This window comes from Sphingomonas sp. PP-CE-1G-424, from assembly GCF_004341085.1.
Classification (GTDB): domain Bacteria; phylum Pseudomonadota; class Alphaproteobacteria; order Sphingomonadales; family Sphingomonadaceae; genus Sphingomonas.
Genome location: NZ_SLXW01000001.1, coordinates 1,043,752 through 1,055,993, shown reverse-complemented (window position 1 = coordinate 1,055,993; position 12,242 = coordinate 1,043,752). Strand labels below are relative to the sequence as shown.

Genomic DNA, 12,242 nt, shown 5'->3' with positions numbered 1-12,242 from the left:
GCGAAGGCCGGGGCCCAGTTGGAAAGGTGGATGTAACGCACACCGCTCTCTGTTAGCAACGTCCCCCAACTGGGCCCCGGCCTCCGCCGGGGTGGTATGCGTGATCAAGCTACACGCAAAACAGATGCGTGACACGGAACTCGCGACATGCCGCGTAACGCAAACTAACCGTTCCCCCGCGAAGGCGGGGGTCCAGGAATTCCAAACGCCGGCGCCTGTAACCCTGGACTCCCGCCTTTGCGGGAGAACGGGAGGGCGATTGACTCACCACCGCCCCAGCCTACCGTCCCGCCACCATCCCAAGGAGTCCCCAAGTGGAGCGCCCAGTCGACGAATTCCGCTCCAGCACGCGCCGCTGGCTGCTCGGCAGCTTTGCCGGTTGGGGCACCCTCCTCACCTGTCTCGCCGGCGTCGGCTTCGTCATCATCGGCGTCCGCTGGCTCAAGAACCGCAGCGCCAGCTACGAGATCACCGACCAGCGCCTGATCATCAAGCGCGGCATCCTGTTCAAGACGATCGACGAGATCGAACTCTACCGGATCAAGGACGTCCGCCTCGGCTATTCGCTGCTCAACCAGATGACCGACATCGGCACGATCATCCTGACCTCCACCGATCGCACGACCAGCGGCGGCGAGTTCACGCTCCGCGACATCCCGATGGCGCGCGACCGCCGCGAAGGTCTCCGGAAACTGGTCGATCGCGCCCGCCAGCGCCGCGGCGTCCGCGAAGTCGACGTCGAGGACTCATACGCGCTGGATTAAGCGCGCTTTTGTCCCCACATGGCGAGCATGGTGCCCCCCTACCCCAAGCCCAAACCCCAGCCCCACATGATCCGGGTCGTCGACCTCGAGACCACCGGCTCGGCCCCGCCCGCCCACGGCGTCTGCGAGATCGGCTGGCAGGACGTCGCGCTCGGCGAGGATGGCCGCTGGGAGATCTACGGCGAAGGCGGCAGCCTGCTCGTCAATCCCGGCCGACTGATCCCGCCGGTGACTCAGGCGATCCACCACATCCTCGACGAGCATGTCGCCGACGCGCCGTATTGGCATGATTGCGCCCGCCAGGTGCTCGACCCGTGGCCACGCCGGCTCGCGCTCGCCGCGCACCGCGCCGATTTCGAGCAGAAATTCTGCACGCCCGCGCTCACCCGCGACGCAGAATGGATCTGCACCTGGAAATGCGCGCTACGACTCTGGCCCGACTCGCCGAGCTTCTCGAACCAGGTACTGCGCTATTGGCGCAAACCGCACGGCATGGAACACGAGCGCGGCCTGCCCGCACACCGCGCATTCCCCGACGCCTACGTCACCGCGTTCCACCTGCGCGACATGCTCAACGAGGCGAGTTTCGCGCAGCTCGTCGAATGGTCGCGCGACCCCGGCCTGATCCCGCGCGTCCGCTACGGCCCCGATCGTGGCAAGGAATGGTCCGAGCTCGATCACGAGACGCTGATGGCGTTCATGACCGACCGCGATCCCGATATCCGCTTCACCGCCAACCACGAGATGGACCGGCGCAGCGGCGGCGGTCGCGTCGGCAAGACGAGCGCGCAGGACCTGCTGCTCTAGATCAATATCGTTGCGCTGGCGGACGCGTCAGTATCGCTGGCGTAACGACCTCCGCCCGCCTACACCCCAACCCCTATGGTCCGCGTACGCTTGAAATTGCCCTCGTCGGAGGGGCGGGTCGCACGGTGGCTGGTCGCGTTCATGACGCTCGGCTTCATCGCGCTGGCCGCCGCGGCGATCGCGATCGGCTGGATCACCGTCCGCAACCACACCTATACCGCCGAGATCCTCCACACGCAGGATGTCCGCCAAGCGGTCGCCACGCTCCAGATCCAGATGGAGCAGTCCGAGACGGCGCGGCGCGGCTACATCCTCGCCGGCAAGCCGTTGTTCGCGGCGGCCTACGCACGAACCGCAGGCAACCTCGTCCCGTCGATCCGCAAGCTGCGCCACCTGACGCGCGACAACCCCAACCAGATCGCGCGCCTCGACCTGATCGAGCCGCGCTTCGTCCAGTTGCGCGCGCTCCGGACGCAGTCGATGACCCTGGTCGCCTCGGGTCGGATCGCCGAGGCGCAGCGCCGGTTCGCGGTCGATGCCAGCGTGCCGTTGATGCGCGGCATCCGCTACCGCCTCCAGGCGATGGCCGCCGACGAAGTCCGCCTGCTGGCGATCCGCACCGAGCGCCAGCAACGCACCAGCGCGCTGTTCCTCTCGGTCGCCGGCCTCGCCGCGGCGCTGCTGCTGATCGTCGCGATTCTCGCGGTCCTGCTGATCCGCCGCTACACCGCCGACCTCGCCGCCTCGCGCGACAGCCTGCGCACCCTCAACGAGACGCTGGAAGAGCAGGTCACGGAACGCACCGCCGATCTCAGCCGTGCGAACGAGGAGATCCAGCGCTTCGCGTATATCGTCAGCCACGATCTGCGCTCGCCTCTGGTCAACGTGATGGGCTTCACCGCCGAACTCGCGACCGCCGCCGGGCCGCTCGCCGAACTCGTCGACCGCGCCGAGACCGAGGCACCGCACATCCTGACGGAAGACGCACGGTTGGCGGCGCGCGAAGACCTGCCCGAGGCGATCGGCTTCATCCGTACCTCGACGCAGAAGATGGACCGGCTGATCAACGCCATCCTCAAGCTGGCGCGCGAAGGCCGCCGGACGATCGCGCCCGAGCATATCGACCCCGCGCAACTGGTCGACACGATCGTCGGCGCGATGCAGCACATCGTCGACGATCGCGGCGCCGTGGTGCGCGTCGAGCGGCCGATGCCGGGAATCGTCACCGATCGCCTCGCGCTCGAACAGATCCTGTCGAACCTGATCGAGAACGCGACCAAATATCTGAAGCCCGGCCGCCCCGGCGAGATTGTCGTGAAGGGCCATACCGAACGCGGCCGCGTCATTCTGTCGGTGGTCGACAATGGCCGCGGCATCGATCCACGCGATCACCAGCGTGTGTTCGACCTGTTCCGCCGCTCGGGCGCGCAGGACCAGCCGGGCGAAGGCATCGGACTCGCGCATGTCCGCGCGCTCGCCTATCGTCTGGGCGGCACGATCGACGTGCAGTCGACGCTCGGCGACGGCGCGACCTTCCGGCTCAACCTGCCGACTCACATGACCATCCAGGACACAGCATGAACGATCACAAGACCGTCGGTATCGTGATGATCGAGGATGACGAGGGTCATGCCCGCCTCATCGAGAAGAACATTCGCCGCGCCGGGATCTTGAACGATATCCGTCACTTCACCGACGGCACCACCGCGCTCGACTTCCTGTTCAACGCCGCCGATGGCCCCGCGAAAAGCGGCCCGGCGATGATCCTGCTCGACTTGAACCTGCCCGACATGAGCGGCACCGACATCCTCGCGCGGATCAAGGCGGAGGGCAGCCCGCTACGTCGCACACCGGTCGTCGTACTCACCACAACCGACGACAGGGTCGAGATCGAGCGCTGCTACGACCTCGGCTGCAACGTCTACATCACCAAGCCGGTCAACTATGAGAGCTTCGCGCAGGCGATTCGCCAGCTCGGGCTGTTCCTGTCGGTGATCCAGGTCCCCGAAGCCGAGTGAGCGAAACGCGCGTCCTCTACATCGACGACGACGCCGGGATCCGGCGGCTGGCGGCGCGTGCGCTCGAACGCCGCGGCTACCGGATGACCGTTGCCGAGACGGGGGCCGAGGGAGTCGTGAAGGCCGCCGCAGAACGCTTCGACCTGATCGCGGTCGACCATTACATGCCCGGGATGGACGGCCTCGAAACCCTCGACGCGCTCCGCCGCCTGCCCGATCCGCCCCCCGTGGTGTACGTCACCGGCTCCGAAGAGGGCCGCATCGCGGTCGCCGCGCTGAAGGCGGGTGCCGCCGATTACGTCGTGAAGACGGTCGGCGACGATTTCTTCGACCTGCTCGCCGCCTCGTTTGAACAGGTGCGCGCGCGTGCCCTGCTCGAACAGGAAAAGGCGTCCGCCGAAGCCGACCTCCGGGCCAGCAACGCGCGGCTCGAGGCGCTGCTGGGCGAGGTGAACCACCGCGTCGCCAACTCGCTGCAACTCGTCTCGGCGATGGTCCGACTCCAGGCGACCGCGCTGACCGACCCGTCCGCGCGTGAGGCGCTGGAGGATACGCAGCGCCGTATCCAGGCGATCGCGCAGGTCCACCGCCGGCTTTACACGAGCAACGACGTCGAGAGCGTCGACATGCAGGAATATCTCGGCGCGCTGGTCGACGAACTCGCCGAGACCTGGTCGACCGAAGCGCTCCCGCGCGCCTTGAGCCTCGCCGCCGAGCCGATCCGCCTGCCCACCGACCGCGCGGTGTCGCTCGGCGTGATCGTCACCGAACTCGTCACCAACGCGTGCAAATACGCCTACCCCAACAGCGGCGGCGAAGTCCGCGTGGCGCTGCGCCGGATCGACGACGACGTCTTCCTGCTCGCGGTCGAGGACGATGGCTGCGGCATTCCCGAAGACGCCGCCCCACGCGGCACCGGGCTAGGCACGAAGCTGATCCGCGCGATGGCGCAGAGCCTGCAGTCGATCGTCGAATACGACCCGACCCACACCGGCGTCCGCGCCACCCTCCGCGCGGCGGTGCGGTAGCGGGTACCAAGCCTCAGAACTCCCCTACCCCGTTCGTGCTGAGCGAAGTCGACGCACCCTCGCTTGGGGCATGCCCTTCGACTGCGTTCAGGACGAACGGACGATAGCGCGAACCTGTTAGTTCGCCGGCTCGGACAACGGCGCGAACCGCGCCACCTGACGCCCGACCAAGCACAATTGCTCGATCACCGCGGGATCGTTCGCGCCACCCTCGTCGTCGAACTTCGTCACCTGCGTGTTGATCGCCGCCGCGAACGGCGTCGGCCAGCCGCGCAGCGCGTGGACGATCGAGCGCAGCGCCGCGATCGTGCTGCCGGTCGCCTGCCAGCCATACGCCGTGGCGATCAACCCGACCGGCATGTCCGCCAGATACGGCCGCTCGTCGCGCGCGGTCTCCTCGAGCAGGTCGAGCGCGTTCTTCACCACGCCGGAGATGCTGCCGTGATAGCCCGGGCTGGCGATGATCACCGCCGATGCACCGCGCACGGCCTCGACGAACGCGCGTTCGTCCGCGGTCCGCGTCGTCGCCTTCGGATCGTAGAGCGGCAGTCGCGCCATGTCGGCGCCCCCGAACATCTGCGTGCGATAGCCCTGCTTCTCGACCGCATCGAGCGCGATGCGGAGTGCACGCTCGGTCGACGAGACGCCGCCGATCGTGCCGCCGATGCCAACGACGAGGGGGAGAGTGTCGGAAGCGGCCACGGTTTCATCCTGTTCGAACGTCATCGACACGCTCTTCCCCGTTTCGCCGCGCGATGACAACAGGGCTTCGACCGGTTCTCGCGCTGCGAACACCACGGACGCTGTCACTAAGCCCCGGTACACGTTAGGCATGCGCATAGGCTTGCCCGAGCTGTCATAGAACGATAACACACTAAAGTCCGCCGCTTGGCCGACCTGGAACGATCCGATGCGCCCCGATCCCTTCGACCCCGACCGTTCCAGTTCGCGCGGCGACCGCGAGCCCTATGCCTATGAGCGCGAGCGGCTGATCACCGAACGTGAACGCCTGCGCCAGAAATACGAAGCCGAGCGCGATGGTGACGAGTCCGGGTCATATGACGACCGCGATGCGGCGCCCTACGTCACCGCCCGCGTGCCGCGGCGCAAGCGTCCGATCGGTCGCTGGATCCTGCGCGGGGCGGGGATCGGCATCGTCCTGCTGGTGATCGCGATCATCTGGCTGGCGATCACCGCGCCGCTGTCGAAGTCGCTCCAGCCGCCGACGCCGCCCTCGATCACGCTGACCGCGGACGACGGCACGCCGATCGCGCGGCGCGGCGCGATCATCGGCAAGTCGGTCGACGCCTCGAAGCTCCCGCCGCACGTGACGCAGGCGTTCCTCGCGATCGAGGACCGGCGTTTCTATTCGCACTGGGGCGTCGATCCGCGCGGCATCGCGCGGGCGGCATGGGCGAACATGGGCTCGGGCGGCGTCCGCCAGGGCGGCTCGACGATCACCCAACAGCTCGCAAAGAACGCCTTCCTCGATTCGGACCGCACCGCGACGCGCAAAATCCGCGAGGCGATGATCGCCTTCTGGCTAGAGGCATGGCTGTCGAAGAACGAAATCCTCTCGCGCTATCTTTCGAACGTCTATTTCGGCGACAACACCTACGGGATCAGCGCGGCCGCCAAGCATTATTTCGGCCGCACCCCCGATAAACTCAACGTCGGCCAGGCGGCGATGCTCGCCGGGCTGGTCAAGGCGCCATCGCGCCTCGCCCCCACCTCCAACCTAGAAGGCGCGCGCAAGCGGGAGGCCGTCGTCGTCGGCGCGATGGTCGACGCGGGCTTCCTCACCAAGGCAGAGGGCGACGCGGTCCAGCCACAGCGCGTGCTCGGCAGCCGCCCGTCGCAGCTCCCCAACGGCACCTATTTCGCCGACTGGATCCTCCCCGAAGCACGCGACCAGGCTGGCGAGATCAAGACCGAGGCGACCGTCCAGACGACGCTCGACCCGCGGTTACAGCGCGCAGCAGAACGCACCGTAGCGCGCGCGGGTCTACGTCAGGCGCAGGTCGCGCTGGTGGCGATGCGTCCCGATGGCCGCGTCGTCGCGATGATCGGCGGCAAGAACTACGCGAAAAGCCCGTTCAACCGCGCCACGCAGGCCCGCCGCCAGCCCGGCTCGACCTTCAAGCTGTTCGTCTACCTCGCCGCGATGCGCCAGGGCCTCACTCCCGATTCGACGATCGAGGACCGCCCGGTCACGATCGGCGACTGGACGCCCAAGAACAGCGACGGCCGCTATCAGGGCACGATCACGCTCCGCCAGGCGTTCGCGCGCTCGTCCAACGTCGCCGCCGCTCGGCTCACGCAGCAGGTAGGCGTCAAGGCGGTGATCAAGGCGGCACGCGACCTCGGCATCTCGACGCCGATCCCCAGCGAGGCAACGATAGGCCTCGGCACCTCGACCGTGTCGCTGCTCGAACTCACCGCCGCCTATGCCGCGATCGCGCGCGAACAATATCCGGTCCAGCCGCGCGGGCTCGCCGACGTCCGCGAGAAGGGCTGGTACCAGTCGCTGACCGGCGGCGCGACCGAGATGCCGAGCAAGATCCACGACGAAATGCTCGACCTGCTGGCGGCCTCGATCCGCACCGGCACCGGCCGCGGCGCGAACCTGACGGTCGACGCGTTCGGCAAGACCGGCACGACCTCGGACAACAAGGACGCGCTGTTCGTCGGCTTCGCGCGCGATCTGGTGGTCGGCGTGTGGGTCGGCAATGACGACAATTCGTCGAACCCCGGCCTGTCCGGCGGCGGCATCCCCGCGCGCATCTGGCGCGATTTCATGCAGAGCGCGCTGGGCATCGCCCCGATCGCCGCGCCTCCTCCCGCGGTCGAGGAAGTCGATCCTGACGCGTTGCCAGCGGAAGATCAGGAGAATTCCATTCTGCCGTTGGGCGGGGAGATCGAAGGAATGGGCTTCAACCTGAAGATGGGCGAGGACGGCACCATCTCGGTCGGCCCCTCCCGCCGCGACCGCCAGGAAGGCCCGCCCCCCCGCGACGATCGCCGACCTCCGGAGGAAGAGACGGGGTTCGACGAAGGGCAGTAGGACTTCGCCCGCAAGACAGCTTGTTTCCCCGCGAAGGCGGGGCCCCAGACTGGGCTCCCGCCTTCGCGGGAGAACAAGAAAGCGGTCGCCAACGTCCGAGCAGCGACACCCCCGTTGACCTCACCACCGCATCGCAGCATGTCTCCCCCATGCGCTTCTTCTCCGACAACGCCGCCAGGATCCACCCGCAGGTCATGGCCGCGATCGCCGCCGCCGACACGCTCGACACCGCCTATGCCGGCGACGCGTGGAGCCAGCAGCTCGACGGCCGCCTGTCCGCGCTGTTCGAGACCGACGTCGCCGTCCTCTGGGTCCCCACCGGCACCGCCGCCAACTGCCTCGCGCTCGCCGCCCTCTGCCCCCCGCACGGCGGCATCGTCTGCCACCGCGACGCGCACATTCAGAACGACGAGGGCGGCGCGCCCGAATTCTACACGCACGGCGCCAAGCTGTTCCTCGCCGACGGTGACGGCGCAAAGCTCACCCCAGACACGATCCGAACTGTCCTCGACGCGATCCCCGACGACGTCCACCGCGTCCAGCCGCACGCGATCTCGATCACCAACGCCACCGAATACGGCCGCGTTTACCAGCCTCATGAGGTCGCGGAGATCGGCGCGCTGGCAAAGGAACGCGGGCTCGGCTTCCACATGGACGGCGCACGCTTCGCCAACGCGATGGCACGCGTCGGCTGCTCGCCCGCCGAGATGACGTGGCGCGCGGGCGTCGACGCGCTGAGCTTCGGCTTCGTCAAGAACGGCGCGATGAGTGCGGAGGCGCTGGTCTTCTTCAAGCCCGACCTTGCCGCCGTCACGCAATACCGCCGCAAACGCGCAGGCCTGCTGCTGTCAAAAGGGCGGTATCTCGCCGCGCAGATCCTCGCCATGCTCGACGACGACCTCTGGCTCGCCAATGCCAAGGCCGCGAACGACGCCGCCGCCAGACTCGCCGCCGCCGCCGGCAACCGCCTCGTCCACCCGGTCGAGGCCAACGAAGTCTTCCTCCGCGCCACGCCGGAAGAAGCCGCAGCCCTCCGCGGGAAAGGTTTCGACTTCTACGACTGGGCCGCCGGCGAGATCCGCCTGGTCACCGCATGGGACAGCCCCGCGGACGCAGTCGGCCTGCTCGCCGATGCGATCCGGGAGTTATGACCCCCGGCCCAACCGACCCACCACAGTCGACCCGCGCGGCCGTACTGATTCCGTTCGGCATCGTCACGCTGATCTGGGGCTCGACCTGGCTCGTCATCCGCGACCAGATCGCGGTGGTGCCGCCAAGCTGGTCGATCAGCTACCGCTTCCTCGTCGCCGGCATCGCAATGGCGATCTACGCCAGCATCAAGCGCGAGAGCTTCAAGTTCGACGCGCGCGGCTACGCGTTCGCGGGGGTGATCGGCATCGCGCTGTTCACGTTCAACTTCAACTTCGTCTACCGCGCCGAGCATTACGTCACCTCGGGTCTTGTCGCGGTCGTGTTCGCGCTCCTGCTCGTCCCCAACGCGATCTTCGGCCGGATCTTCCTCAAGCAACGCCTCGGACCACAACTCGTGGTCGGCTGCGCCGTAGCGATGGCGGGGGTCGCGCTGCTGTTCGTCAACGAGGCGCGGGTCGATCCGCACGGGCCGCGCTCGGCGACGATCGGCATCGTCCTGACCTTGTGCGGCGTGATGGCCGCGTCGGTCGCCAACGTCGTCCAGGGCAGCGCGTTCGCCAAGCGCTATCCGATGGCACCGACGCTCGCGATGGCGATGCTGATCGGCGCATGCCTCGATGCGGCGTTCGCCTGGATCACCACCGGGCCACCGGTGTTCGAGCCGCGCTTCGGCTATGTCGCGGGCATCCTCTATCTCGGCGTGTTCGCCTCCGCGCTCGCCTTTCCGCTGTATTTCAACGTCATCCGCGCGATCGGCCCGGCCAAGGCGGCCTATTCCGGCGTCATCGTGCCGGTGATCGCGATGCTGCTATCGACGATCTTCGAGCGCTATCACTGGTCGACCCTGGCCGTCGCCGGTGCAATCCTGTCCGGCATCGGCCTGGTCATCGCGCTCAGCGCACGCAGGCCGGCACGGTAGTCGGGCCAGGCGGGCGTCCAGCCGAGCACCCGCTTCGCCTTGCCGTTCGCCACCCGCCGGTTCTCGTTATAAAACCCGCGCCCCATCGCCGACAGTTCCTCGAGCGTCACGAACGGCGGCGCAGGCATCCCGAGCAGCATCGCCGCGAACGCCACGACGTCGTTCTGCGAAGCGGGCACGTCATCCGCCAGATTATACGCTCCCGCCGGCGCATCGAACCCGGCGATCACACCCGAGACGATGTCGTCGACATGCGCGCGACTGAACACCTGGCCGGGTTGCTCGATCCGGTGCGCCTTGCCCTGCCGCACCCGGTCGAGCGGCGAGCGACCGGGACCATAGATCCCCGGCAACCGGAACGTCCGCGCACCAATCGCCAGCCAGTCCGCATCCGCCGCGGCCCGCGCGCTCCGACGACCGCCACCGATCGGCGCCGTCTCGTCGACCCAGGCGCCCTGCGCATCGCCGTACACGCCGGTCGACGACAGATAGCCGAGCCACGCGCGCGTCCGCAGCAACAGCGAGCCGTAGCGCCCGAGGACGGGGTCCGCCTCATGCTCGGGCGGCACCGACGACAGGATATGCGTCGCCGCTGCGATCTCCGCTGTCACCGCATCCGTATCGTCGAACCGGAGCGTACCATCGCGCCCATCCCGCGTCGTGCCGACGACATGCCAGCCCTCGCCGGCCAGCCGCTCGGCCATCCGCCCCGCAGTGTAGCCCAGCCCGAAGATAAGCAGTCGGCTCATTTCGTCGTCCCGGTCGTTGCCATCGGTCCCTTATACAGCGTCCCAAAGTAATCGCCCGCATTCCACACCGGCCGCTGCGCGCCATCCGCGATCTCACGCGCGATCCGGTAGTTCGCATCGACGAACCGCACGCCCTGATCCCACAGGATCGGCTGAGTCAGGTCGTCCGACGGCTTGTGATAATTGTTCGCCATGAAATACGCGACCGCGGCCTTGCCCGGCCCCTTCTGACCCGGCCACAGGAATACCGAGGGAATACCCTTCTGGACGAAGCGGAAGTGATCCGAGCGAACGAAGATCCCTTCCTCCGGCATCGGATCTGGCGACAGGCCGACGCCGATCGCCGCCACCGCCTTCTGCACGATCGGGCCTATGGTCGAGCGCTCGGCACCGAACACCACCATGTCCTCGAACTTGTAGGTCAGGATCGGCATGTCGAGGTTCACGTCCGCGACGATCGAGGTCAGTGGCACGGTCGGGTGATTGGTGAAGTAATCGCTGCCGACCAACCCCTTCTCCTCGCCGGTGACCGCCAGGAACATGATCGTGCGCTTGGGCGCCTGCCCGCTGGCCGTGAAGCGCTTGGCCTCCTCGATCAGGCTGGCGATGCCGATCGCGTTGTCGAGCGCGCCGTTGTTCAGCGCGTCGCCCTTCACGGGTTTCGTGATGCCGATGTGATCGAGATGGGCGGAGAGCACGACGACCTCCTTACCGACCACCGGATCGCTGCCGGGGATCACGCCGACCACGTTGCTGCTAGCGGCGGGCACGAAGCTCGTCTTGGTCGCGACGGTCAGCGTACCGACCAGCGGCACCGCCTTGAACTTGGCGTTGTCGCGGTCCGCCTGCTTCACGATCCGGCTCCACGGCGTCTTCGCACCCACGAACAGCTTGGCCGCGCCGGCCATGCTGACCGTGCCGAGCGACGGCGCGCCGGGCGCTTCGACCTTGCCGGTGCCGTCGGGGTTCGCCCAAGTCATCCGCGGCGTGGCATAGGAGTCGGCCAGTTTGGCGAAGGTCCGCACCTTGGCCGAGCGCGGGCTCTCCAGCGTGATCACGCCGACTGCGCCGTTGGCCTGCGCGATCGCCGCCTTGGTCCCGCCCGACCCGAAGAACGCGCGCTCCTCGCCACCGAACCGCGCGGGCGATCCGCCGAAATAGGCGACGATCTTGCCGCGCACGTCGACGCCCTTGTAGTCGTCCTGGCCATATTGCGGCGCGTCGATGCCGTAGCCGACGAACACGACGGGCGCCGACACGCTGGTCTCCGCCTTCGCGCCGTTCGCTGCGGGCACATAATCCTCACCGAACACGAGCGGCTGCGCAGGCCCGCGGCCGGTCCACACGAAATCGCCCTTGCTCGCCGCCTTGTACGACACGAGCGGCACGGTCTGAAGATACCCTCCCTGATCGCCACCCGGCCGCAGACCCGCGGCATAAAACTGCGCAGCGACATATTGCGCGGCGATGTCGAACTCGGGGCTACCAGCCTCGCGACCCTTCATCGCATCCGACGCGAGAAACAGCACATGCGCCTTCATCGCCGCCTGATCCGCCGGCAGCGGCGCGGCGAGCTTGGCGTTCAGCTCGGCAGTCTTCGGCGCGGTCACCGGAGCCGGCGCGGGGGCAGCTTGGGGCGCAGTCTGAGCAAGGGCAGAGGTAGAAAGCGCGAGCACCGCGAGCGCGCCGATAGGACGATACATCCGGAAATCCTTGCAAAGGGAACGTGTTGCAGCGGCGT

General features: G+C 67.7%; 11 protein-coding genes. 8 read left to right on the top strand and 3 right to left on the bottom strand.

The window, feature by feature from the left end; genetic code table 11:
• Nucleotides 1-314 precede the first annotated feature (314 nt).
• The 5 genes from C8J43_RS04870 (at nt 315) to C8J43_RS04850 (ending at nt 4,617) form a co-directional block, all read left to right on the top strand.
• Nucleotides 315-764 (top strand): PH domain-containing protein, encoded by a 450-nt coding sequence (locus C8J43_RS04870; RefSeq protein ID WP_133029907.1) that lies wholly within the window; start codon nt 315-317, stop codon nt 762-764.
• A 27-nt stretch (nt 765-791) separates the two neighbouring features.
• Entirely contained in the window at nt 792-1,571 is a 780-nt protein-coding gene (locus C8J43_RS04865; RefSeq protein ID WP_133029906.1) for an exonuclease domain-containing protein, read from the top strand.
• A gap of 90 nt (nt 1,572-1,661) precedes the next feature.
• Nucleotides 1,662-3,152, top strand: a complete 1,491-nt coding sequence (locus C8J43_RS04860; protein WP_347812497.1) for an ATP-binding protein — start codon at nt 1,662-1,664, stop codon at nt 3,150-3,152.
• A complete protein-coding gene (locus C8J43_RS04855; protein ID WP_121886336.1) occupies nt 3,149-3,589 on the top strand; it encodes a response regulator in 441 nt (146 codons plus the stop codon). Before C8J43_RS04860 ends, C8J43_RS04855 begins: the two co-directional genes overlap by 4 nt.
• Nucleotides 3,586-4,617, top strand: coding sequence for a histidine kinase dimerization/phosphoacceptor domain -containing protein (locus tag C8J43_RS04850; protein WP_133029904.1), 1,032 nt, complete (start codon nt 3,586-3,588; stop codon nt 4,615-4,617). The genes C8J43_RS04855 and C8J43_RS04850 overlap by 4 nt, the downstream gene beginning before the upstream one ends.
• Before the next feature lie 117 nt (nt 4,618-4,734).
• Here the strand turns inward: C8J43_RS04850 and C8J43_RS04845 are convergent, their stop codons facing one another.
• Nucleotides 4,735-5,343: an NADPH-dependent FMN reductase gene (locus C8J43_RS04845; RefSeq protein ID WP_133030050.1), complete on the bottom strand. Its 609-nt coding sequence runs from the start codon at nt 5,341-5,343 to the stop codon at nt 4,735-4,737.
• Nucleotides 5,344-5,527: 184 nt separating this feature from the next.
• On the opposite strand from C8J43_RS04845, the gene C8J43_RS04840 reads away from it, so the two are divergent.
• The 3 genes from C8J43_RS04840 to C8J43_RS04830 all read left to right on the top strand — a co-directional run bounded on the left by C8J43_RS04840 (nt 5,528) and on the right by C8J43_RS04830 (nt 9,752).
• Nucleotides 5,528-7,681 carry a transglycosylase domain-containing protein gene (locus C8J43_RS04840; protein ID WP_133029903.1) on the top strand — a complete coding sequence of 718 codons (2,154 nt, stop codon included), beginning with the start codon at nt 5,528-5,530 and terminating at the stop codon, nt 7,679-7,681.
• A 149-nt stretch (nt 7,682-7,830) separates the two neighbouring features.
• Entirely contained in the window at nt 7,831-8,832 is a 1,002-nt protein-coding gene (locus C8J43_RS04835; RefSeq protein ID WP_133029902.1) for a beta-eliminating lyase-related protein, read from the top strand.
• Nucleotides 8,829-9,752: an EamA family transporter gene (locus tag C8J43_RS04830; protein ID WP_133029901.1), complete on the top strand. Its 924-nt coding sequence runs from the start codon at nt 8,829-8,831 to the stop codon at nt 9,750-9,752. The genes C8J43_RS04835 and C8J43_RS04830 overlap by 4 nt, the downstream gene beginning before the upstream one ends.
• Here C8J43_RS04830 and C8J43_RS04825 read toward each other — a convergent pair.
• Entirely contained in the window at nt 9,665-10,501 is an 837-nt protein-coding gene (locus C8J43_RS04825; RefSeq protein ID WP_133029900.1) for an NAD(P)-dependent oxidoreductase, read from the bottom strand. The two genes, C8J43_RS04830 and C8J43_RS04825, sit on opposite strands and share 88 nt — an antisense overlap.
• Complete coding sequence (locus tag C8J43_RS04820; protein ID WP_133029899.1) at nt 10,498-12,204, bottom strand: M28 family metallopeptidase; 1,707 nt, start codon at nt 12,202-12,204, stop codon at nt 10,498-10,500. Before C8J43_RS04820 ends, C8J43_RS04825 begins: the two co-directional genes overlap by 4 nt.
• Between the last annotated feature and the right edge of the window lie 38 nt (nt 12,205-12,242).

Coding starts and splice junctions, on each gene's coding strand:
- C8J43_RS04845 (WP_133030050.1), bottom strand. CDS start 5,343: ATGACGTTCGAACAGGATGAAACCGTGGCCGCTTCCGACACTCTCCCC.
- C8J43_RS04830 (WP_133029901.1), top strand. CDS start 8,829: ATGACCCCCGGCCCAACCGACCCACCACAGTCGACCCGCGCGGCCGTA.
- C8J43_RS04820 (WP_133029899.1), bottom strand. CDS start 12,204: ATGTATCGTCCTATCGGCGCGCTCGCGGTGCTCGCGCTTTCTACCTCT.
- C8J43_RS04835 (WP_133029902.1), top strand. CDS start 7,831: ATGCGCTTCTTCTCCGACAACGCCGCCAGGATCCACCCGCAGGTCATG.
- C8J43_RS04840 (WP_133029903.1), top strand. CDS start 5,528: ATGCGCCCCGATCCCTTCGACCCCGACCGTTCCAGTTCGCGCGGCGAC.
- C8J43_RS04825 (WP_133029900.1), bottom strand. CDS start 10,501: ATGAGCCGACTGCTTATCTTCGGGCTGGGCTACACTGCGGGGCGGATG.
- C8J43_RS04855 (WP_121886336.1), top strand. CDS start 3,149: ATGAACGATCACAAGACCGTCGGTATCGTGATGATCGAGGATGACGAG.
- C8J43_RS04865 (WP_133029906.1), top strand. CDS start 792: ATGGTGCCCCCCTACCCCAAGCCCAAACCCCAGCCCCACATGATCCGG.